Source organism: Chryseobacterium sp. PvR013 (assembly GCF_017833095.1).
GTDB classification, from domain to species: Bacteria; Bacteroidota; Bacteroidia; order Flavobacteriales; family Weeksellaceae; genus Chryseobacterium; species Chryseobacterium culicis_A.
Genome location: NZ_JAFIBT010000001.1, coordinates 4,598,169 through 4,621,052, shown reverse-complemented (window position 1 = coordinate 4,621,052; position 22,884 = coordinate 4,598,169). Strand labels below are relative to the sequence as shown.

Annotated in this window: 17 protein-coding genes; 11 read left to right on the top strand and 6 right to left on the bottom strand. The window is 35.0% G+C overall.

Features of this window, described 5'->3' with window-relative positions; all coding sequences use genetic code 11:
* Positions 1-54: 54 nt before the first annotated feature.
* The gene (locus JOE44_RS21030) at positions 55-1,383 is read right to left on the bottom strand and encodes a hydroxymethylglutaryl-CoA reductase, degradative (protein WP_209787289.1); all 1,329 of its coding nucleotides are present in this window, start codon (positions 1,381-1,383) and stop codon (positions 55-57) included.
* 156 nt (positions 1,384-1,539) lie between these two features.
* On the opposite strand from JOE44_RS21030, the gene JOE44_RS21025 reads away from it, so the two are divergent.
* Together JOE44_RS21025 and JOE44_RS21020 are read left to right on the top strand one after the other, a co-directional pair.
* Complete coding sequence (locus JOE44_RS21025) at positions 1,540-2,799, top strand: putative DNA modification/repair radical SAM protein (RefSeq protein WP_209787287.1); 1,260 nt, start codon at positions 1,540-1,542, stop codon at positions 2,797-2,799.
* A 193-nt stretch (positions 2,800-2,992) separates the two neighbouring features.
* The gene (locus JOE44_RS21020) at positions 2,993-3,751 is read left to right on the top strand and encodes a TIGR03915 family putative DNA repair protein (RefSeq protein ID WP_209787285.1); all 759 of its coding nucleotides are present in this window, start codon (positions 2,993-2,995) and stop codon (positions 3,749-3,751) included.
* Between the two features lie 324 nt (positions 3,752-4,075).
* On the opposite strand, the gene JOE44_RS21015 is transcribed toward JOE44_RS21020, so the two are convergent.
* A complete protein-coding gene (locus JOE44_RS21015) occupies positions 4,076-4,876 on the bottom strand; it encodes a DNA alkylation repair protein (protein ID WP_209787284.1) in 801 nt (266 codons plus the stop codon).
* Positions 4,873-5,511: a peroxiredoxin-like family protein gene (locus JOE44_RS21010; RefSeq protein ID WP_209787282.1), complete on the bottom strand. Its 639-nt coding sequence runs from the start codon at positions 5,509-5,511 to the stop codon at positions 4,873-4,875. Before JOE44_RS21010 ends, JOE44_RS21015 begins: the two co-directional genes overlap by 4 nt.
* A 91-nt stretch (positions 5,512-5,602) precedes the next feature.
* Between JOE44_RS21010 and JOE44_RS21005 the strand changes: the two genes are divergently transcribed.
* The 4 genes from JOE44_RS21005 (at position 5,603) to gap (ending at position 9,012) form a co-directional block, all read left to right on the top strand.
* Positions 5,603-5,944 carry a helix-turn-helix domain-containing protein gene (locus JOE44_RS21005; protein WP_209787280.1) on the top strand — a complete coding sequence of 114 codons (342 nt, stop codon included), beginning with the start codon at positions 5,603-5,605 and terminating at the stop codon, positions 5,942-5,944.
* A gap of 82 nt (positions 5,945-6,026) precedes the next feature.
* Positions 6,027-6,905: a DUF4846 domain-containing protein gene (locus JOE44_RS21000; protein WP_209787278.1), complete on the top strand. Its 879-nt coding sequence runs from the start codon at positions 6,027-6,029 to the stop codon at positions 6,903-6,905.
* A gap of 83 nt (positions 6,906-6,988) precedes the next feature.
* The gene (gene pfkA, locus JOE44_RS20995; protein ID WP_209787276.1) at positions 6,989-7,975 is read left to right on the top strand and encodes a 6-phosphofructokinase; all 987 of its coding nucleotides are present in this window, start codon (positions 6,989-6,991) and stop codon (positions 7,973-7,975) included.
* 32 nt (positions 7,976-8,007) lie between these two features.
* Positions 8,008-9,012 carry a type I glyceraldehyde-3-phosphate dehydrogenase gene (gene gap, locus JOE44_RS20990; protein ID WP_047386314.1) on the top strand — a complete coding sequence of 335 codons (1,005 nt, stop codon included), beginning with the start codon at positions 8,008-8,010 and terminating at the stop codon, positions 9,010-9,012.
* A 283-nt stretch (positions 9,013-9,295) separates the two neighbouring features.
* Here gap and JOE44_RS20985 read toward each other — a convergent pair whose 3' ends face one another.
* Positions 9,296-10,705 (bottom strand): hypothetical protein, encoded by a 1,410-nt coding sequence (locus tag JOE44_RS20985; RefSeq protein WP_209787266.1) that lies wholly within the window; start codon positions 10,703-10,705, stop codon positions 9,296-9,298.
* 195 nt (positions 10,706-10,900) lie between these two features.
* Between JOE44_RS20985 and JOE44_RS20980 the strand changes: the two genes are divergently transcribed.
* From JOE44_RS20980 to JOE44_RS25385, 4 genes are all read left to right on the top strand, one after another.
* Complete coding sequence (locus tag JOE44_RS20980) at positions 10,901-11,698, top strand: helix-turn-helix transcriptional regulator (protein WP_209787264.1); 798 nt, start codon at positions 10,901-10,903, stop codon at positions 11,696-11,698.
* 76 nt (positions 11,699-11,774) lie between these two features.
* Positions 11,775-12,959 carry an oxygenase MpaB family protein gene (locus JOE44_RS20975; RefSeq protein ID WP_245169832.1) on the top strand — a complete coding sequence of 395 codons (1,185 nt, stop codon included), beginning with the start codon at positions 11,775-11,777 and terminating at the stop codon, positions 12,957-12,959.
* 462 nt (positions 12,960-13,421) lie between these two features.
* Complete coding sequence (gene recA, locus JOE44_RS20970; protein WP_047419990.1) at positions 13,422-14,423, top strand: recombinase RecA; 1,002 nt, start codon at positions 13,422-13,424, stop codon at positions 14,421-14,423.
* Positions 14,424-14,854: 431 nt separating this feature from the next.
* The gene (locus JOE44_RS25385; protein ID WP_348635076.1) at positions 14,855-15,862 is read left to right on the top strand and encodes a transposase; all 1,008 of its coding nucleotides are present in this window, start codon (positions 14,855-14,857) and stop codon (positions 15,860-15,862) included.
* Positions 15,863-15,978: 116 nt separating this feature from the next.
* Here the strand turns inward: JOE44_RS25385 and JOE44_RS20960 are convergent, their stop codons facing one another.
* Positions 15,979-17,412, bottom strand: a complete 1,434-nt coding sequence (locus tag JOE44_RS20960; protein ID WP_209787259.1) for a hypothetical protein — start codon at positions 17,410-17,412, stop codon at positions 15,979-15,981.
* Between the two features lie 154 nt (positions 17,413-17,566).
* Complete coding sequence (locus tag JOE44_RS20955; RefSeq protein WP_209787257.1) at positions 17,567-20,467, bottom strand: prolyl oligopeptidase family serine peptidase; 2,901 nt, start codon at positions 20,465-20,467, stop codon at positions 17,567-17,569.
* Positions 20,468-20,619: 152 nt separating this feature from the next.
* On the opposite strand from JOE44_RS20955, the gene htpG reads away from it, so the two are divergent.
* Positions 20,620-22,512 (top strand): molecular chaperone HtpG, encoded by a 1,893-nt coding sequence (gene htpG, locus JOE44_RS20950; protein ID WP_209789273.1) that lies wholly within the window; start codon positions 20,620-20,622, stop codon positions 22,510-22,512.
* The last annotated feature ends 372 nt before the right edge of the window (positions 22,513-22,884 follow it).

Here is a 22,884-nt window from a genome sequence, read left to right as displayed (position 1 = left end):
TCTTCAGAAAAAATCCAAAAAGAAGGAATACAATGGGCAAAATGATCTGTAACATTAGTTTTCTCTCATTCTGTTAAATTCATTGATCACCTCATGATGGCTCACCGTCTTATCTTTGAAATACGTTACAAAGTGCTGCTTTTCCTCTTCTGTAGCTCCCAACTGGTTCAGAATATTCAGTAAGTGCATTTTCATATGACCTTTCTGAATTCCTGTAGTAACCAGAGAACGTAATGCACCAAAGTTTTGTGCAAGACCTGAAACAGCAAGAATACTCATCAATTCCTGTGCGGAAGGTTTTCCAAGAAGTGCTAACGAGAATTTTACCAAAGGATGAAGATTGGTAAGCCCTCCTACAACTCCTACAGAAATAGGAAGATCAATCCAGAATCTGAAAACTCCGTTATCTGTTGTACAGTGGGTTAAAGATCTGTACTGTCCGTCTCTCGCTGCATACGCATGTGCACAGGCTTCAGTAGCTCTGAAATCATTTCCGGTAGCAATCACAACAGCATCTACTCCGTTCATTACTCCTTTATTGTGAGTAGTTGCACGGTAAGGTTCAATTTCTGCAATGGTAACTGCCTGTTTAAATTTAGAAGCAAATTCTTCAGGAGAAATTCCACTGTCGTCTTTTAAATCTTCCATTTTACATGAAACCTCAGCTCTCACGATACAATCAGGCGTAAAGTTGGAAAGAATATTCATTACAATCTGTAAAGAATTTTTTTCTTCCTGAGTAAAATCTTCACTGGTTGCCACTTCCTGTCTTAACGTTTTCCCAAACTGCTCAAGACATGAGTTGATAAAGTTTGCTCCCATTGAATCTACCGTATCAAAACTTGCTTTCAACTGGTAGTAATTAGGCATTTCTGCTGTTTTATCCATCAGGCTTATATTTAAAATACCACCGCCACGTTTTCTCATGTTGGCTGTAATATCTTCCGTTGATTCGAGAAGTTTTTTCTTTAAACTGAAATTAAAGAAATGTAATAATTTATGAGGTTCAACATCAAAAATAAAGTGGGTGTGTCCCAACTTTTCTGTATTGATAATGGTAGTCTTAAAACCACCTTTGTCGATCCAGAATTTAGCGGCTTTGGAAGCTGCTGCTACTACAGAACTTTCTTCAACAGCCATTGGAAGAGCCAATAATTTTCCATCGATTAAAAAGTTCGGAGCAATTCCGTACGGCATATAAAAATTGGAGATGGTATTTTCAGAAAACTCTTCATGAAGTTTCTGAAGATCTGCATCATCGTTCCAATATTGTTTTAATATATTTTGATATTCCTGGTTTCCTTCAAGATATTCGTTTACGAGCCATTCGATTTTCCCCTGCTTTGGAAGCTTGGAAAAACCTTCGATTGGTTTATGATTCATGATATAAACTTTAATGAGCCGTAAATATAATGATTTTGAGACTCTTTTTTGTTGATAACTTCTATGAAAAAAGATTGACATTTATCAATTTTGGAACTAAATTTGAACAATATTTAAATATAATTCCGATACAAAACATATCAATCATTTAAAAGTATGAATTTTGACCGCCTGAAAGAAAAGCTTGAAATCCTTGCTGATGCAGCGAAGTATGACGTTTCCTGTTCATCAAGCGGAGGAACGAGAAAGAATAAAAAGGGAGCTTTGGGAGACAGTTCCGCAAGTGGGATTTGTCATACCTATACAGAAGATGGCAGATGTGTTTCTTTGCTTAAAATTCTATTGACCAATCATTGTATTTACGATTGTGCTTACTGTGTTTCCAGAAGCTCCAATGATATTAAAAGAGCTGCATTTACAGTGGAAGAAGTGGTAGATCTCACCATCAATTTTTATCGCAGAAACTATATTGAAGGGTTATTTCTGAGTTCAGGAATTTTCAAAAATGCAGATACAACGATGGAGCGGCTTGTAAGAGTTGCCAAAAAACTTCGGCTGGAAGAGAACTTTAACGGCTATATTCATCTTAAATCTATTCCGGGAGCGAGTGACGGCCTGATGCAGGAAGCTGCCTTGTATGCAGACCGGTTATCAGTAAATCTTGAAATCCCTACAGAAAGCGGATTAAAATTATTGGCACCTGAAAAAAACAGACAGGATATGATCAGCCCGATGCGGTATATTCAAAAAGGAATCATTCAATATAAGGATGAAAAGAAAGTTCTGAAAAAAGTTCCCAAGTTTGCTCCAGCGGGACAGTCTACGCAGATGATCGTTGGAGCAACCAATGAAAACGACCTTCAGATCATCAAAGTTGCCGATCATTTTTATAAAAATTTTAATCTGAAAAGGGTTTATTATTCCGGATATGTTCCGGTTCTGGAAGATCAGAGACTGCCTTCTTTAACGACAGAAGTTCCTATGCTTCGTGAAAACCGATTGTATCAGTCTGACTGGCTGATGCGGTTTTATGGTTTTAAAGCAGAAGAGATTTTGGATCCGAATATGCCCTTCCTTGATCTGGAAGTAGATCCCAAGTTAAGCTGGGCATTGCGAAACCTTCATCAATTTCCTATTAATCTTCAAACCGCCGAATATCAGATGATTTTAAGAATTCCGGGGATTGGAGTGAAAACAGCCCAGAAAATTGTCAGTGCAAGACGTTTCCAGGTTTTAACAATGGATCATTTGAAAAAATTGGGTGCTGCTGTAAACCGGGCGAAATATTTCATTGATTTCAATGCAGGGAATGCTTACCTAAGGTATTTAACGGATAAAAACTTCAGAAAGCTGCTGATTGGGGGAAGCTCATCCAAATTTCATAATCAGTTTTCACAACAGCTGACTTTATTTTGATCCTGATATTAAACACAAGCCACACTAATATTTTCACGAATGATCACAAATTTATAATACAACATTACTGTCATTCTGACGAAGGAAGAATCTCTTCAATTAACCAGATTCTTCATTTCATTTTATTTCATTCAGAATGACAGTCCAACTCAAATTATACATTTTCACATTATTAAATTTTTAAATTAAATATATGACAACCCTACTCTACGATGGCAGTTTCGACGGACTTTTCACTGCGATATTTGAAGTTTTCGAATACCGTTATAAAGATGTAGAGATCACAAGTAGAGAAAGATTTCACCAGAAAAATATTTTTGCTGAGATCCATGAAGTTATTACCCAGACAGAAAAATCTGAAAGAGTTCTGAACAAACTGGAACAGAATATCGGAAAACAGGGCGTTTATAAACTTTTAAAAGTTTTTTTATCAGAAGAGCCCCATCTTGAAAACCTCATCTTGTCTGCGGTAAGACAATCTATGAAGCATCCGGAAGTAAATATCCTTGAAAATTTTGCTGATTCTGATATTTTGAAAATCTCTAAAATCGGGAAATCAGTAGACAGGGAAAGGCATAGAATGACCGCATTTGTCCGTTTTGAAAAAATGAAAGATGAAGTCTTCTTTTCCAAAATAGATCCTGACTTTAACGTTATTCCATTGATCAGAAAACATTTTCATGACCGGTATCAGGACCAGAAATGGATGATCTATGACCTGAGAAGAAACTATGGAATTCTTTATGATATGGACACCTGTGACTTCTTTTATCCTGATGAAAAGATTGATTTCAATAATTATCAGCAGAAATTTCATGATGAGGAAAAGAGTTATCAGGTACTTTGGCAACGCTATTTTACCAAAACAAATATTGTGGAACGAAAGAATATGAAACTCCATATTCAGCATGTTCCGAAAAGATATTGGAAGTATCTGACTGAAAAATGGTAGTCTGAAATTCCATATTGTGGATAACTTTTTTTTCGGCGAAGAAAAGAGTGAATTTCAAGTCCTCATTTTTCAATTTTTATTTAAACTATTAATATAGTGACTGATAGAATCCACATTAATCAAAAACCCATATTGTGGATAACTTTTTACAGTTAACATAGCGTTAACATTGAAAATATTTCAAAACAGTTTTTTCCTTAAAAACTAAGCAGATTAAGGCATTTCTAAAAGAATAAGGAATATGGAAATCTTATCTAAATAAATGAAAACCCGTTATTTATATAACAAGAATTGAAATCAACATTTCAAATTTGTGGATAACTTTTACTTCTTAATCGTTCGCAATGCTTTTTTGACGATATACTGCGCTTCTTTTGTGGGACTTTCCCGAAGCCATTCGTCACAGATTTCCACCACGAACTCGGGTTGTGATTTACTTGCATCATTCAGCCAATTACCAACACTATCCTGCACATAGCGGGAGGAATCGGATCGTAAAGGTTCTAAAATTTCCAGTCCTAGTCCCGGATTTTGTTTTAAAGCATCAATATGTTCACACCAAACTCCTCTTGGTCTGGTAGATTCACTGGCAAAGCGTCTCACATTTTCATTGTCATGCTGAGTCCATTCCGATAAAACAGATAAGCTTTCGACAAGATTTTTTGAAATATCCGGACGTACAGTCATCCAGCATATTTCCCTCACTCCAAAATGGGTATCAGAAGCAAACGTCTGGATTTTGTTTAATTTCTCTCTGAATGTCAAATTACTGTTTCTTCCGATCGTATAAGCAGCCCAGCATCGTACCAGATCTGCCGGATGGGTTGATAGCTTCAGCAGAAATTCTTCATCTTTATTATTTTCGGCCCAATGAAGCAAACCAATGCCAATGGTTTCATTAATGGTATTAACCGTTTGTTTTTTCAGCTGATCTACATTTTCTAAAATAGGTTTCAAATATTCTGTACGGTGATTCTGCTGAAGAAGATTTTCTAACAACAGCCTTTGATCTACTGCCAGCCATTCCGTAAGATTGGCAGTTTCAATTTCACCTTTGTTCAGCTGTTCTAAGATATCGGAGGGAATATCTTTGATGGAGCGGGCACCTTTTCGTTTTTCTGTCATAATGCCTGTATTAATTCTTCTATATCTACTCTGCTCATGTAATTTACATCTAAAAATTTATATAGAATCTTACCATTTTCATCCACTACAAAAACAGCAGGAATTGGTAATGTATTTTCATTATTATTGTTGAAAAGAGAAAGATCAATTCCTAAATCCTGATAATAAGGCAATACGAAATCCTGCAGCTGAAATACAATACCCAGCTTTTTTGCAAAATCATTATTGTGATCAGTAAGTACTTCAAATTTAAGATTGTTTTTTTCTGCCATCGTCAGAGAATGATCCGGACTTTGAGGAGAAATGGCGACTAAAACAGCATTTTTTTCTTTTATTCTTGAAAGATTATCCTGCAAAAACTTCAATTCCAGATTACAGTAAGGACACCAGCTTCCTCTATAAAAAGCCAGAATTATTTTTCCATTTTTAAGGATTTCCTGTGAGTCTACCTTTTTGCCGACTGCATTGGGTATAGAAAACTCCGGTATTTTATCGCCGATCTGAATACTTTTCTGTCCTATATTTTTTGTTTTTAAATCTTCAATAGAATGTCCGAATGCATCCAACATTTCTTTTGGAAGCTGTAACGAAAGTTCACAATTCAATTGCTCAATCTCCATTGCCAATGTATTCATTGTTTTTTATTATTTTTACAAAGATGTAAAAGCCTTTAATAATAGGCAATACCGCATATTTTTCACCCATAGGGATAAAAAAGTCAATTTTATGGAAACAAAGGAAAGAGCTGAAGAAAATAAAATCTGCCCGTTGGAAGTAGCGGTCAATACAATTAGTGGAAAATGGAAAATTCCTATTGTGTGGCAGATCAATGAAGGGAAAAAACGTCCCAGTGAATTTTTGCGTGGTATTGCAAAAGTGGACCGAAGAGTTCTCAATCAACAGCTGACTGAAATGGTGGAAGATGGTATTTTAACAAAGCAATCTTTTAATGAACTTCCCCCAAGGGTTGAATACACTTTAACGGAACTTGGTGAAAAGCTGGTGGAAATCCTCTGGCAACTGAATGAGTGGGGAAAACTTTTAATTCCGGAAAAAGAAAAGGGGTAAAGCAGGTTTCAAATCTTCATATTTTCAGAATCCTTATTGCCAGATATCTAAAAAAAATGATCTTTGTATCAACTAAAAACGCATGAAAAAAATTATCACAGGAATTACAGCATTTCTCTTTCTCACAGGCTGTACAAAAGAAAAACTGTCAGACCGTTTACTGGCTGAACCGGATCATAACGAACATTTAATTGCTGAAAATTCTCTAAAGATCCATAAGGATAAAAATACCATCCGGGAAAGATTTTCTCCACCGGAAGGATATGAGTGGATAGACGAAAAACCAGATTCTTACGGATATTTTATTGAAAATTTTAAGCTGAAACCTTATGACAGTCCAATTTTAAAATATGATGGTACTCCTATTTCTACCCAGCATCTTCATGAGGCTGTTTTTGACATTGATACCGGAAATAAAGATCTCCAGCAATGTGCTGATGCGGCAATCCGGATGAGAGCTGAGTATCTTTATAAGGCAAAAAAATTTAACGAAATCAAGTTTCATTTTACCAGTGGTGATCTTCTCAGCTGGAACGATTATAAAAACGGAACGAGAGCTTTTGTCAGCGGAAATTCGGTCAGCTTTAGAAAAACAGCAGCTTTTGATGATTCTTATGGGAGTTTCAGGAATTACCTGGATCTTATTTTCAATTACGCAGGAACAATTTCATTAAACAAAGAAACAAAGCCCGTTACAAGAAATTCTAATCTGAAAACAGGAGATATTCTGATCACTCCAGGCAGTCCCGGACATATTGTCTTCATTACCGGAGTTTGCAAAAATCAAAAAGGGGAAAGATTGTATTTATTAAGTGAAGGATTTACCCCAGCTCAGTCGGTTCATGTGCTTTCTAATCCGTTTAATCCCTATTTTACACCCTGGTACGATCTTGACATCCATGCTGAAGAAACAAAAACTGCACGATATTTTTTTAAACCTACAAACTTCAGAAGCTTTTAATAATTTATATTCAAAACTATTGGAAAGTTACTACGATAATCTGAACTTGTTTTTGTAAATTTGTGTTCGAAATTTTTTACTTGATGAAAGAGAGTGCTGTAAAAAAGATTGCAGTTCTTACTTCAGGGGGTGACTCTCCGGGTATGAATGCGGCATTAAGAGCGGTAGTAAGAACCGCCAATTACTATAATATCGAATGCTACGGAGTGAGAGAAGGCTACAACGGCCTTATCAACAATGATTTCCTGAAAATGGGAGCCCGTTCCGTAAAAAATATAATCAACCAGGGTGGAACGATTCTAAAATCTGCCAGATCCACTGAGTTCAGAACGAAAGAAGGCCGTCAGAAAGCTTATGACAATTGCATAAAGCTTGGAATAGACGGATTGGTTTGTATTGGTGGAGACGGAACTTTCACCGGTGCAAAAATCTTTAATGAAGAATTTGGAATCAGAGTAATCGGTATCCCGGGAACAATCGACAACGATATTTTCGGAACAGATAACACCATCGGATACGATACTGCTTTGAATACTGCAATGGATGCCATTGATAAAATCCGTGACACCGCAACGTCTCACAACAGAGTTTTCTTTGTGGAAGTGATGGGTCGTGATGCAGGTTTTATTGCTTTAAACAGTGGATTGGCAACCGGAGCTCTGGATATTTTAATTCCTGAGAAAAAAGACAGTATTGATGAGCTTTTCGCAAAATTCAGAGATGCAGAAAAAACCGGAAAAGCATCAAGCATTGTGGTTGTAGCAGAAGGTGAAAAACTAGCCAATGTATATGAACTTGCTGAAAAAACAAAACTTACCTTCCCTGATTATGACATTCGTGTAGCGATTCTGGGACATATGCAGAGAGGAGGTTCTCCAAGCTGTGCAGACAGAGTTTTGGCAAGCAGATTAGGCTACGGTGCTGTAACAGGATTAATGGAAGGACAAACGAATGTAATGGCCGGAATGCGTTCCAACGATCTGACGTATACGCCTATTGAAGAAGCCATTAAAAAACATAACGAAATCAATGAAGATCTTTTACTGATTTCAAAAATCTTAGCAATCTAATTATTTTTATAATCTAATAAAAACAAACTATTATGTCAACAATTAAAGTAGGTATCAACGGTTTTGGTAGAATTGGACGTCTTGTTTTCAGAGCAATGACTGAAAGAGACAACATTGAAGTTGTAGGAATCAATGACCTTATTAATGCAGAATACATGGCTTACATGTTAAAATATGACTCTGTACACGGTATTTTCCCAGGTGAAGTTTCTGTAGAAGGAAATGATCTTGTAGTAAACGGGAAAAGAATCAGAGTAACTGCTGAAAGAGATCCTAACAACCTAAAGTGGAATGAAATTGGTGCTGACTATATCGTAGAATCTACAGGTCTTTTCTTATCTAAAGATACGGCTCAGGCTCACATCAACGCTGGTGCTAAGAAAGTAATCCTTTCTGCTCCTTCTAAAGATGATACTCCAATGTTCGTAATGGGGGTAAACCACAAGGAACTTACTGATGATATCAAAATTTTATCAAACGCTTCTTGTACTACAAACTGTTTAGCTCCTTTAGCTAAAGTGATCCACGATAACTTCGGAATCGTAGAAGGTTTAATGACAACTGTACACGCTACAACAGCTACTCAGAAAACTGTTGATGGTCCTTCAGTAAAAGACTGGAGAGGTGGTAGAGCTGCTCTAAACAACATCATCCCTTCTTCTACAGGTGCTGCTAAAGCAGTAGGAAAAGTAATCCCTTCACTAAACGGAAAATTAACAGGTATGTCTTTCAGAGTACCAACTGTTGACGTTTCTGTAGTAGATTTAACAGTGAGAATTGAAAAAGCTGCTTCTTATGAAGATATCTGTTCAGTAATCAAAGCTGCTTCTGAAGGTGAATTGAAAGGTATCCTAGGATATACTGAAGATGCTGTAGTATCTCAGGACTTCGTAGGAGATAAGAGAACTTCTATCTTCGACAAAGATGCTGGTATCATGCTTTCTCCAAACTTCGTGAAACTTGTTTCTTGGTATGACAACGAAATGGGTTACTCTAACAAGTTAGTGGATATGCTTGTACACGCTGCTTCTTTATAATAAGTAATAAGCGATAAGCAATGAGTAATATAAAACCTTCCCCATGGGAAGGTTTTTTGTTTTAAAAGATAATACATCATTATTATTTTAATTTTCTTTGGTTTCCCAAAAAGAATTTACTATATTTTTTCATTTAGTACTTTTCCTTTCCAATTTGCAATATGATATACAATACGAGCATTAGTATATATTTTAAATGTTGGATCCGTGACTATATTGTTCTACTGATCTATTTGCATAAAATTAAACTTTCATAATACTAAGTTTGAAAGTTTGTTGAGATTTATTTTTTTGTATTGTCATTGCTATTAGAAAATAAATTATAAGTTACAGCAAAGAAAATAGCTGGTTTATAAATATCAGAATAGGAAACCTCTAAATAATTAGGATTAATAAAATTATCATTAGCATCTAAATTATTTCTATTAAGCTTTTTTACATTTACAAAAGAAAGGCCTCCTGTAAAAACAAGTCTATTCTTTTCTAAAAATGCAACAGATGGCCCAGCATAAAAATTGAGTTTTGCATCCGTATTAATGCTAATTCCTGATGAAATACCAAACATTGCCGTTTTTCCACAATCCCAAAATACATGAGCTAAAACTCCAACTGCATGTGTAATGCTATTTTTTTCATTTTCGTAAACACCACTACTTTTACCATCACTACTATATTTTAAAAGATAATTATCACCTCCTATAAAACTTAACATATAACCAGTACTGAAATTAACTTTAACTCCACCATATGTTGTAATTTTTATAGGGTCAAATTTTTCTAACTCTTTATTATCTTTTCCTAAAAGAATCGGAGTTATCACTATTTGATCATCCGTTAATTGAGTTGCTTTAGTAAATGTAACAAAATCATCATTTTTTATAGTTTCATATGTTTTTTTCCCCACAAACGCTTTATTTATTATTTCATTTTTTTTCTTTTCTTCATTAACTACATCAATTATTTTTTTTGCTGCGTTCATTTCTTCTTCAAACATCATATTAGAGGAACTTACCTTTACATCATTAATTTTTGCTTTAGAACCATAAATACTAATCGTACCTGACAAAGAAATATTATCTGTTCTGGAATTAACATCTTTATAAAGTTTTTTCAATTCCACATATGATTTCTGTAATTCCAATATATCTTTTTCTATAGGAGTATCTGTTTCATATGTATTTTCATATATTTTTTTCGCAAGAGTTTTAATTGAATCAATATTCTTTATAAAATTATTATCACCAAGTAATTCAACCAAAATATTATTTAGATTTGTTTTTCTTTCTATATTGGATGCCTTTTCTATTAAAACCTGATATTCAGCAATAAAATCTTCTTTAGAATTAAAAGAACTTGAAGCAGGATTTCTTCCTTTATTACTACTTTCTTCACTCTTCTCTTCATTTCCTATAAAATTATCACTAATTGACTTTGGAATTTCAAATTGAAAATTTTCACCTTTAGCTTCTATATTACTGCCTATTACTTTTAAAGGATTAACATTACTAATAACAAATTTTATAGTACTCCCTTTTTTTAATTTAAATCCAGCCGGATAATTATCCTTACTAAACGGGTTAATAAATATTTCTAGAGAATTTTCCTTTTCTTCGGTAGAAGAAATCGAACAATTTTGTCCAAAAGCCATCCCCACCCATCCGAGCAGAAACAGTAATACAATTTTTGTTTTCATGGTTATTTATTTTTCAGATTAAAGTTTTTTGAGGTATCAGTGGTTGGATTATCACCTTAAACAGATATGTTCCAACAATTAAGTTTCCATGGTCATTAGTTTTATTTAAAGCTACAATACTTTCCTACCACACGAAATACCACAAAAGGGTGATTTTTTAACATAATTTTATTATTTTTAAGAAAACATTAACCAATGAAGAAAAAACACCTTACTCATGCAAAAAAACCGCATCCCCTCATTAAAGTCTGGAATGACTATCCTGAAATCTTACAAAATGACAACAGAATATTACCCGTTCCCCTCATTGAAAACATTATTGGAGAAATCTTCGCATCAGGAAAGTTTTATTATTATGTTATTAATTTTGCAGACAGTACTATCTGCAATCACCATGAAGATATTCTGAAAATACATGGACTTCATAAATATCCTGTACACCTGAAAGAAATTATAGACCTCATTCATCCTGATGACATTGAGTTTGTCATGGAGGCTGAAAGAATGTCCATAGAAAAAATAAAGGAAATTAATGGTTTTGATTACCAGCAGGAGCTGAAAACCAGCTACTGTTTCAGAATGCGAACCTCAAAAGGCAATTATGAACTGTTCCATCATCAGGCTTTACACACTTATAAGGATGAAAACGGCAGGCTTTTACAGGCAGTCAATATTCATAGTAACATTGAACATATCACTCATCAAAACTCTTATGTTGTATTGGTTTCCGGAATCAATGGCAGGGAAGATTTCCACCAGATGCAGTGGATGAAACACAACCTATCTGAAGAGCCAATTCCCGTTATTTTCACCAAAAGAGAAGTTGAAATTATTAATCGTATTGCAAAAGGGTACTCGACATGCGAGATTTCAGATCTACTGAATATTTCAGAAGAAACCGTACGTACCCACAGAAAAAATATTTTAAGAAAATCTGATTGTAAAAACAGTTCTGAGCTGATCAAAAAAACTTTTGAATGGGGATATCTGTAGATTATCAATAATCCTGATAAATCTCACCGGAAAACTTCAGCATAAAACTTGTACTTTTATAGGTAAAGGAATGAACATGATACAACCTCGATTTGAAGATGCTCCTCACTTCAGAAACTTTTGGGAAAGTGGGAACGGAAAACTCCTTATTGAATTTTCCGGAGCAGAGGTGAATTTTGAAAAGTTTGAAAAATTTGCGCCCTATTTTCATCATGTGGATGAGATCGGTGATGAAGTGGTAAAAGAGGTTTATTTCACTAAAAAATTTCATGAGGCTTCCAGGGAAATTGAGCAATATATAAGAAATGGGGTTTCGGAAACAGAGGCAGTTCCTGAAAGTGTAAAAAAGCTTTTCACCCAAACTCAAAAAGTTCCCGAATGGCTGGATTATAACCTTCTCAAAAGTGGTGCTGAACTGTGTATGAGAAGTAACCTCGATTCTTTGATCTCCCTGAGGGATTATTGTCTGATTGGCGGTTACGACTACGCCTATCTCAACAAGCCATTGATTGTCACAGAAGCATTGAAAAAAGGTGCTGTAAAACGTCTTTCCGAAACGTTGGATTTCTGGGTGAATGCTACCCGCTACAATGCACTGGAAATTCATGCAAAAGGCTATGAGTTTGCGATAAAAACCCGTTTGATCCATTCCTACGCCAGGCTTTCCATAAAAAAACATTATAAAGACTGGGATACTGAAAACTGGGGAGAACCTATCAATTCGTGGGATATGATGGCAACCTATATCGGATTCAGTCTGGTCTTTCTTCATAGTCTTCAGAAACTTGGCAATCGTTTTTCTATTGAAGAGGAGCAGGGAATTTTCCACCTTTGGAAATATGTAGGCTATCTTTTGGGAATTCCGGAACAGCTTCTTCCCGATGACAAGAAACAGGCTACAGAATATTTTTATTTATGGACCTCTGTTCAGCCGCCCTCGGATAAAGATTCTGTTCTGCTGGCTCATTCTCTGCTGGATGAATCTCTGGAAAATCCTATTTTAAAATTTGAATTCCAAAGGAAAAATTTAAAATATCTGCACGTCTGCTGTACCTGGTTTCTGCTGGATGATGAAGTTTGTAAAAGATTACAAATCCCGGATGTTCCTTATAAAACGATGTTTCCAAAATCGAAAATACTTTTCAACAAAATTTATGATCAACTTGTCAGTCGTAAGTCAAGAATACAAAGAGGAAATAAAGATCAGATGAAAGTACTGGAAGATTACCTTAACATAACAAAAAATTCAAATTTTCATTAAAGGTTTTTTTGGTTGGAAATCCAAAGCCGCAAAGATTTTTAGACATTATGGTACTTTTTAAGGCGCAAGAAAATCGAAGATTTTCAGCAAGGGAAAGTATATAATTTTAGATGAAATTTTCGCAGATGAAGTAGATTATGAAGATTTTCATTAGTACCATTGTAATTTGCATAATCTGTGAGAGGTCAAGATATGCAGCATTCAATTTTATCGGAGATAAAATTTTTGCGTCTTAAAACAAAAGTATTATACATAAATAGCGCCTTTGCGATTTCCAATAAAAAACAGCTACTCTTATTTAGTAAAAACAATTTAGATACCACATTCCACATATGCTTCGTAATGAATAAGATCAGTAGTAAAAATTTATCATTTTTTAACTCTAAAAACAGCTTTCACGGATAAATAATATTAGCTTTTGATATTTAAATTATGTATTTTTGAGAAATTATTTTAATAGCGATGAGTAACATTGATGATAAGAAAAAAGCACTCGCATTAGTGCTTGACAAGCTAGATAAAACATATGGAAAGGGAACAGTAATGACTTTAGGTGATGAATCTATCGACAATACAATAGAAGTAATTCCTTCCGGTTCTTTAGGATTAGATATTGCACTAGGTATAGGCGGATATCCAAAAGGAAGAATCATTGAAATATATGGTCCTGAATCTTCAGGTAAAACAACATTAACCCTTCATGCTATTGCTGAAGCTCAAAAAGCAGGTGGTATTGCTGCATTCATTGATGCAGAGCATGCTTTCGACAGAACTTATGCTGCGAAATTAGGAATTGATCTTGAAAACCTGATCATTTCTCAACCTGACAATGGAGAACAAGCTTTAGAAATTGCAGATAACTTAATCCGTTCAGGAGCTATTGATATCGTTGTAATTGACTCTGTGGCTGCTCTTACCCCAAAAGCAGAGATCGAAGGTGAAATGGGAGATTCTAAAATGGGTCTTCACGCAAGATTGATGTCTCAGGCATTAAGAAAACTTACGGCTACGATTTCAAGAACTAAATGTACAGTGATCTTCATCAACCAGTTGAGAGAAAAGATTGGTGTAATGTTTGGAAATCCTGAAACAACTACCGGAGGTAATGCTCTTAAGTTCTACGCTTCTGTAAGAATTGATATCAGAAAAGCAAGTGCACCGATCAAACAAGGTGATGAAGCTATCGGTAGCCGTGTGAAAGTGAAGATTGTGAAAAATAAAGTAGCACCTCCTTTCAAGCAGGCAGAATTTGATATCATGTATGGTGAAGGAGTTTCTAAAGTAGGTGAAATTCTTGATACTGCAGTTGATATGGGAATTGTAAAGAAAAGCGGTTCTTGGTTCAGCTACGAAGAGACTAAACTTGGTCAGGGACGTGATGCTGTAAAAGATGTTTTAAAAGACAATCCTGATCTTTCCGAGGAATTGGAAAACAAGATCAAAGAAGAAATGAAAAATAAATAATTTTTCAGAAAATAATAGAAAAGGCAGTCTTAGGATTGCCTTTTTGTTTTTAAATGATTCTGTTTTTTTAACGCAAAGCTTTCATTTGTATACTATAATATTTTTAAGAGAGCAAAGGATGGAATCAATTTCATTGATTCTTATTAAGCGAATGTATAATCACAAAGCTTAATCAGCGACAAAGTCGCAACTCTTTGCATCCCTGGAATAAACTTTCAAATCTCTTATTCCTTTGCGTGGTAAGTTTGCAATAAATGAGAAAGACTTAATTTTAAGGATAACCTTATTGGAAAAAGGAATAGGAAACAGATAGCCTTTGCGGTGATACTTGCGATATCGATTTAAACGCTCCATCCCTATTCCTTGTTTTCTAAAAACCGAATAGAACGGTGTTTAGGTAAATTCTCTTACCACGTTGGTTACAAGAAAACATCTTTCCAATAAATAAAGAAAATTCTTATGGCAAATTTAGAGAAAAAGTAATTGGAGTAGATGTTAGCTTGAAAATGCTTACTCTCAATTATAAGAACTCAGAAGGATTAATGATAGTATGTAATATTGCTAATCTGAAAAAAGAAATTTTATCTACTCTTAAATCTTTTGATAAAGAAGAATATAAGATTATAGTAGAAGCTACAGGGGCTTACAGCAGCAAGATTTTATATTTTTCATATGAATTAGGATTCGAAATAAGTATGGTAAATCCTGTAAGTATAAAAAGATATGGTGAGCTGAAGAATCATATCAGTAAGACCGATGCTGAAGATTCCAGACTGATTAGAGAATATGGTGAACAGGTAGAATTTAAACCTTATACCCCCAAAAGTATGACCCTGGAGTATCTTGATCAGGAATTAAATCTTTGGCATGATCTGGAGCAGGAGAAAAAGAAATATAATCTTAAACTTCATGCTCTTCGACAAAAAGCATTATGTAACAAGGAAATAATAAAACATTATGAACAAATAATCAGGAATCATGAATGTGAGATAAAAAAAGTAATGTTGCGGATGTCCAAACTTCAAAATGAAGAATTAAAAAGAGATGTAGATCTGTTGAGCAGTATTTCAGGAATTGGAGAGAAAACAGCCTTGCTTTTGCTGGTAGCAACTAATGGGTTTAAAAATTTTGTGAGTGCTAAACAAATATCCAAATATTTTGGTGTCGCTCCCCGTCTTTATGAGTCGGGAACTAAAAAGAAAAGCCTTGGAAAATGTCGGACCACAAAGAAGTATGTAAGAAGTATTTTATATGTCTGTTCTTGGACAGCCATGAGATTTAACAGCCAATGCAAGGAACTGTATGAAAGAATTTTATTAAAAAACAAATCAAAAAAAGTGGCATTGATTGCTGTTTGCAATAAATTACTCAGACAGTGTTTTGGGATAATGAAAAGCAAAATACCCTATCAGCAAAACTATTTACAAATAGAAAATTAATTTTCAAAATATTTATTTGCAAGTTAACATAGAACGTTAAAATATTCTCTCAGTTTTTACAATAAAAAAGAGGTCATTCCTTAGAACAACCTCTTTAAGTTTTTATATTTTTAAAATTATTCAGCAATTTTACCTTGCAGCTGAAGTGCTCCGGTCACTTTCATTCCTTTTGTAAGTGTTTCCAGTCTCATGTTTTCTTTATTCACAAAAGCATCAATGGTAAAGAAATCTTCATTTTCTTCATTGGTGATCAGCTTCAGTTTAAGAATATATCCTTTAACACTTCCATCATCAAGCAATTCTGTTTCCTTAAAATCTACAAGCTGAGCAATAAAGTCAAAACATGCATAGTTAGGAAGATCCTGGCTTGGTACATAGGTTGTGAAATCTTCACTCATTTTGGTTCCATCTGGTAAATCAGTATTGGTATGAACATCAAGGATAAGAACAATTCCACTAACATTTACCTTCAGATGAGGCTGTGTCATGTATCTGTTTCTGTTTTCAGCATAATCCGTAGCAAAAAACCAAACTCCGAAAGTATCTCTTGCAGGACCTGCTACAATCGCCTGTAAATTCAAAGCATTTTCCCATTCTCTGATTGATCTCGTTTCAAAATCCAAAGTATAATCAGTTTTCACTTCCGGAACGATAATACTTAGCTCCTCTGTTAAAATAGTTTTAAATCTTACCCCTTCAAATTCCGTTTTACTTTTAATATCATCTGACTGATCAGAAGACTCAGAGTGCATTAGAATGGCATTCAGATACTGACCGTAATCTTTAGTCTGAAAATTCTGATGACCAAAAATTCCGCTCCATGTATTCATAAGATTATGAACATTTGATTTTCTGATGATAATTCCCGCTTCATTAGTCGTTTCAGGAGCTGCAACACCTTCTGTATGCTGGAAATAATTTCTGCCTTCAACCAACTGATGATTCATGATCTCATTATTTTCTTCGTGAGAAAACTCTGCGAAACCTTTATAAGTGACATTTTGGTTTTCAAAAATATATGGAAGTCCTGCTTTCGCTTTATCCGCTCCTGCAAAATGATAAGCAAGTGAAATTCCTTTGAACTCTCCTTCCTGGATTGCCGGAGTATGATTCCCATTATTATCAAACTGAGAATGGTACAGGATCATATAAGATTTAATCTTTCCTTCCTGAAGCTCATTTTCAAATTTTTCTTCCATCTGTGTGATCGCCTGTTGTGGAGAAAGCGCATAGGCATCCTCTGTTACCATATAAGCAAATCCTTCTACCTCACCATTTTCTTTTTCAAAAGCTGAAAGAGGAGTATATTCACCTCTTAACTGAAGTGCAATAGAATAGACGATATAATCATTATAAACTCTGATGTTTTCATACTCTTCATTTACTTTCGGCTCTGTTACTGGCTGTAAAGTGATTTCCGGAATTGTTTCCGCCACCTCTTCTACTGTTTCCTCTACGATCTTTTCCTCTGGCATTTCCATTTCCTGAACCGGAGTACTCACATTTTCCTGACTGTTATTCTTTTTCTTAAAAAAATCAAAGATTCCCATACTGTTATTTATAATTGGCGGTAAATATAATAAAAGCGATCAACAGACTCATCATAAAAAAAATGCCATTGTGTCAGTTTCTGCTTTGTCTTTCTGGAATTTATTTTGAAATAAAAAAACCCGGCGGAGCCAAAGGCTCCGCCGGGTTTTTTTATTAATTAGGTTTATCATCTGTAAGCTCAAATCCCCAATCTTTTCCTTTCTGGGTGGCTGGAATACCTTTCGTCATCCAGACCGGAGCTTTAGCTCCTTTAAGATAATAATCAAAAAACTGCTGTTCGCGGATTTGGATATCTTTTCTGTTCTGACGTTTGATAAGGTTATGATCATCACCATTATAATTCAGAAGCCATACTGGTTTTCCGAGACGGCGTAATGCTGTAAACATTTCAATTCCCTGATACCAAGGTACTGCTCCATCTTTATCATTACTCATAATAACCACTGGAGTTTTTACTTTATCAATCGTAAAAAGTGGTGAATTTTTAATGTAAAGATCCGGTGCTTCCCATAAATTCTTTCCTAATCTGCTTTGAGATTTCTCATACTGAAACTGTCTGTTCATCCCTGAAGTCCATCGGATTCCTCCATATGCTGAAGTCATATTAACAACAGGAGCACCACTCCATGCTGCTGCATACATATTGGTATGAGCAATAAGATACGCTACCTGATAGCCTCCCCAGCTTTGTCCCTGAATTCCGATTTTAGCAGCATCTACCCAGGAATTTTGCTTCAACTTTTCAACTCCGGAATTAATATATTCCATTGCAGATTCTCCTGGAAATCCGTCTGTATAAGAAATATCAGGGGTAAAAACCAGATAACCGTTGCTCACAAAATAAGAAATATTTAATCTTGAAGGTGTCGGAGCAGGTGCCACATAACGGTTTAAGTTATCCGAAAGCTTTTCATAGAAATAAACAATCATAGGATACTTTTTATTCGGATTGAAATCTTCCGGTTTGTATAAAATTCCGGTAGAGGTATTTCCTTTTGGAGTCGTCCAGTTTACCAATTCATCTGTTCCCCAGTTATACAGGTTTTGCTGCGGATTTGTATTGCTCAGTTTTTGCTGTTCTGAAAAATCTGATGTTGCAAAAATATTTGGAGAATCCGTGTAAGATTCTTTTACTAAAATATATTCTTCAGCATTTTTTGCTTTCTGAAGACTTCTGTATCCCCATACGTTTTCCATCTGAATTTTTACAGGATCAGAATTCGACTGAATAGAGGTTTTGAAAATTCCGTTCGCCTTGGATGTATTATCAAATGCAGATAAATAGATTGATGATTTTCTGTTCAAACTTTTAATATCTTTATCTAAGACGTATGTTTCAAATGTTATTTTATGTTTACGTCCAAAACCATTGGTTATATTTCTCGGTTTTTTGGAACCATTCAGAAAGAACTCCCAAAGGTCATAACGGTCTTTGATAATCACAGATTCATCTTTATCTGTCCAGGATGCAATACCATAAGAACTTGGAAAATCCGGCATATCAAATTCTTCGTCAACGAAAGAAACAGGTAATCCTGAATTCAGCGGAAGTGTTTGTTTTGTTTTCACATTGTAGCTCAGCCACTTCCCTTTTTCTCTGTCAAAAATCACCACAAAATTCCCAAGCGGAGATACTGCAACCGATCCATCCAGATTTTTAATGACTTCTGTTCTTTCCCCTGTTTTATTATCAATCAGAAAATAGGTTTTCTTGATTGAGCCCTCCCATTGTGAAGAAATACGGTTATTGATACTGGTGATACCCATCGCAAATTCAGCATTTCCTTCGTTTACCAGCCTTAATGTATCTAAGTCTTCACCATCAATATTTCTAAAGAAATCCGGTTTTTCCGTTTGCATTACTGCAGCGTAAGATTTCTTCAGATCATTTTTCAATTCTTTTAACTGCACCGTTTGCAGATAGTCATCCCTATAATTCCAGATATCTACCACAGCATGGTCGTTTGCAATCATCGCCGTATCTTTTGCGATAGGCTTTGGACTCACCCCAAAATACAGTTGTTTTCCGTTTTTACTGAAAATAAGCGAACGATTTTCAGAAATCACCCACCCTTTTTTCATGTTTGTATTTTCATTGGTAACAATTTCTTTTTTGTTTCCTTTAAAATTAAAGTAATACAACTGATATGATTTCACCAAATCATTCTGTGCTGAAGAAGTTCCCAAATAAGCCAATTGATTTCCTTCTTCGTCAAAAGACAATTGTGAAAAATCACCTTCCATTTCAGAAATTGTATGGACTGTTCCTTTCTGCAGATCCACTACCTGTACGGTTTGAAATGCATATTTCTTTGGCTTGGATTTGTCTGTGTCCTTTTTATCTGCAGATTTTTCATCTTCCGAATCCTTACCTTCTTTTTTATCCTTTTTAGGTTTCTCTTCCGGCTTTTTAGTCACAAAAGCAAGCTGCTTTCCATTTTCACTGAACTCGTAGCGTATTACATTATCGTAGGTTGTACTTTTTCCATCCAAAAGATTTCGTACAACCAGCTGCAATGGCTTTACATTCTTATCTTCATCCTTATTTTCGTCTCCATCTTCTTTATCAGAAGCATCATCCGAAGATTTATCTTTTGTATTTTCAAGAAGATAAGCAACGTAAGAACCTGCTTTTTCAGGAACTTTAAAAGATTTTACATTAGGAATTTTCTCCGTTTTATCATTAAAAAAATCAACGATGGCAAGACTGTCTTTCGTTAATTTATTTTTTTTAAGCTTTTTATCTTTTACCGCTTTTATATCTTTATACTGGGGACGGATTTGAAAAACAGCAAACCTGGAATCATTTGTAAAATCCACTTTTGTGGCTCTTGCAAACTTCTTTGAGGTTTTATTTTTAACGGAATATAAAGAAAGGTTAGAATTTCCTTCCTGAGCATCCACAGAGTAAGCAACCCATTTTCCATCATTTGAGATTTTTCTCGAGCCGATATTTTGCCAGCTGTCATAAACAGAATGGTCTAAAGGCTTTTTCTGCGCATACATCCAGGAGGTCATGATGAGCAGAATAAAAACTGTACATTTCAACTTCATATTTAAAATATTTTAAGAATTAAAAATAAGGTATTTCTTCGACAAATTCACATGATGAGCACATTTCAGGCTAAAAAAATGTCATTCTGTCACATTCCTCATGATGGTATTTTTTTTGAGAAGTATGTGGAATAATTAAAATATAAAATATGATGACTAAAGGAAATATTAATGTATCTGTGGAAAACATTTTCCCACTTATTAAAAAGTTTCTTTACAGTGACCACGAAATATTCTTAAGAGAATTAATCTCTAATGCGACTGATGCTACTTTAAAATTAAAACATTTAACAAGCATCGGTGAAGCAAAAGTGGAATATGGAAATCCAAAACTTGAAGTTAAAATTGATAAAGAGCAGAAAACATTACGCATTATCGACCAAGGTATTGGGATGACCAGTGAGGAAGTTGAAAAATACATCAACCAGGTTGCGTTCTCAGGAGCTGAAGAGTTTTTGGAAAAATATAAAGATTCTGCAAAAGATTCAGGGATTATCGGACATTTCGGTCTTGGATTCTACTCTGCTTTCATGGTGGCTGAGAAGGTGGAAATCCTTACAAAATCTTATAAAGATGAACCTGCAGTACGTTGGATCTGCGATGGAAGCCCGGAATTCACTCTTGAAGAAACCACTGATAAAACTGACAGAGGAACAGAAATCATCCTTCACATCGCTGAAGATTCTGTAGAGTTTTTAGAAGAAGGAAAGATCCGTGAACTGTTATTAAAGTATAACAAATTCATGCCCGTTCCAATTAAATTCGGAACAAAAACACATACACTTCCATTACCGGAAGATGCTCCTGAAGATGCCGTAGCTGAAACAGAAGAGGTAGACAATATTATCAACAATCCGGTACCAGCGTGGACAATTGCTCCAAGCGAACTGACCAACGAGGATTATATGAAGTTCTACCACGAACTATATCCTATGCAGTTTGAAGAACCGTTATTCAACATCCACCTGAATGTTGATTATCCTTTCAACCTTACAGGAGTTCTGTTCTTCCCGAAACTGAGCAACAATTTAAATATCGACAAGGATAAAATTCAATTATACCAAAACCAGGTATTCGTAACGGACGAAGTAAAAGGAATTGTTCCAGACTTCCTGATGCTTCTGAGAGGAGTAATTGATTCTCCGGATATCCCATTGAATGTATCCCGTTCTTATTTACAGGCAGATGGTGCCGTAAAGAAAATTTCATCTTATATCACGAAAAAGGTTGCCGACAAAATGGCTTCTTTAATCAATGAAAACCGTGAAGACTACGAGCAAAAATGGAATGATATTAAAGTCGTTATCGAGTACGGAATTGTTACGGAAGAGAAATTTGCTGAAAAAGCAGACAAATTCACATTATATCCTACAACAGATGGGAAATACTTCCTTTGGGATGAATTGGTAGAGAAAATCAAGCCTATACAAACAGACAAAGACAATAAACTTGTGGTACTGTATGCAACGAATGCTGATGAACAGCACAGCTACATTCAGTCTGCGAGAGATAAAGGGTATGAAGTTCTTTTATTGGACTCTCCTATTATTTCACACGTGATTCAAAAACTGGAAACTTCAAAAGAAAATATTTCATTTGCAAGAGTAGATGCTGATCATGTAAATAATCTTATCAAAAAAGATGAGCCGGTAATTTCAAAATTGAACGAAACTGAAAAAGAATCTTTGAAAAAGAATGTAGAAGAGGCTATTCAGGATTCTAAATTTACGGTTCAGCTTGAAGACCTTGACAGTAATGATGCTCCGTTCACTATTACCCAGCCAGAATTTATGAGAAGAATGAAGGAAATGCAGGCAACAGGCGGAGGAGGAATGTTCGGAATGGGAGGTTTCCCGGAGATGTATAATCTTGTGGTGAACTCCAACAGTGAACTTTCTAATCAGATTTTAAAAACGGAGAATGCTGAGGAGAAAGAAAGCCTGATCAAATATGCGCTGGATCTTGCCAAACTTTCACAAAATTTACTGAAAGGAAAAGACCTGACAGATTTTATACAGAGAAGCTATAAGCAACTTGAAAAATAATACACAAGAGACTGTTTCATTTTGAAGCAGTCTTTTTTTATCTTTTTAACCACAAAAGCCACAAAAGATCCTGGGCACTTAAGCTTTTTGAAAATCTTAAATTTCCACAGATTTTTGTGGAGAGTTTTATGGAGAGTTTTTGGGAAACGCAAAGACGCTATTTTTTTATATACTATGTGCTTTAAGACGCAAAGATTTTATCTCCGATAAAATTGTATCCTGCTAAGTCGTTATCCATTATTCTTGCTGAAAATCTTTGATTTCCCTGTGTCTTCAAACAGTATAAAAATAGAAATCCTTGCGCCTTTGCGTTTTTCCAACAATTCCAAACAATCTAAAAATTGTACACAATTAATCCAAATAAGATTCATA

Excerpts from the sequence above, each read along its gene's own strand:
- JOE44_RS21030 (WP_209787289.1), bottom strand. The coding sequence starts at position 1,383 with ATGAATCATAAACCAATCGAAGGTTTTTCCAAGCTTCCAAAGCAGGGG.
- JOE44_RS21025 (WP_209787287.1), top strand. The coding sequence starts at position 1,540 with ATGAATTTTGACCGCCTGAAAGAAAAGCTTGAAATCCTTGCTGATGCA.
- JOE44_RS21020 (WP_209787285.1), top strand. The coding sequence starts at position 2,993 with ATGACAACCCTACTCTACGATGGCAGTTTCGACGGACTTTTCACTGCG.
- JOE44_RS21015 (WP_209787284.1), bottom strand. The coding sequence starts at position 4,876 with ATGACAGAAAAACGAAAAGGTGCCCGCTCCATCAAAGATATTCCCTCC.
- JOE44_RS21010 (WP_209787282.1), bottom strand. The coding sequence starts at position 5,511 with ATGAATACATTGGCAATGGAGATTGAGCAATTGAATTGTGAACTTTCG.
- JOE44_RS21005 (WP_209787280.1), top strand. The coding sequence starts at position 5,603 with ATGGAAACAAAGGAAAGAGCTGAAGAAAATAAAATCTGCCCGTTGGAA.
- JOE44_RS21000 (WP_209787278.1), top strand. The coding sequence starts at position 6,027 with ATGAAAAAAATTATCACAGGAATTACAGCATTTCTCTTTCTCACAGGC.
- pfkA (WP_209787276.1), top strand. The coding sequence starts at position 6,989 with ATGAAAGAGAGTGCTGTAAAAAAGATTGCAGTTCTTACTTCAGGGGGT.
- gap (WP_047386314.1), top strand. The coding sequence starts at position 8,008 with ATGTCAACAATTAAAGTAGGTATCAACGGTTTTGGTAGAATTGGACGT.
- JOE44_RS20985 (WP_209787266.1), bottom strand. The coding sequence starts at position 10,705 with ATGAAAACAAAAATTGTATTACTGTTTCTGCTCGGATGGGTGGGGATG.
- JOE44_RS20980 (WP_209787264.1), top strand. The coding sequence starts at position 10,901 with ATGAAGAAAAAACACCTTACTCATGCAAAAAAACCGCATCCCCTCATT.
- JOE44_RS20975 (WP_245169832.1), top strand. The coding sequence starts at position 11,775 with ATGATACAACCTCGATTTGAAGATGCTCCTCACTTCAGAAACTTTTGG.
- recA (WP_047419990.1), top strand. The coding sequence starts at position 13,422 with ATGAGTAACATTGATGATAAGAAAAAAGCACTCGCATTAGTGCTTGAC.
- JOE44_RS20960 (WP_209787259.1), bottom strand. The coding sequence starts at position 17,412 with ATGGGAATCTTTGATTTTTTTAAGAAAAAGAATAACAGTCAGGAAAAT.
- JOE44_RS20955 (WP_209787257.1), bottom strand. The coding sequence starts at position 20,467 with ATGAAGTTGAAATGTACAGTTTTTATTCTGCTCATCATGACCTCCTGG.
- htpG (WP_209789273.1), top strand. The coding sequence starts at position 20,620 with ATGACTAAAGGAAATATTAATGTATCTGTGGAAAACATTTTCCCACTT.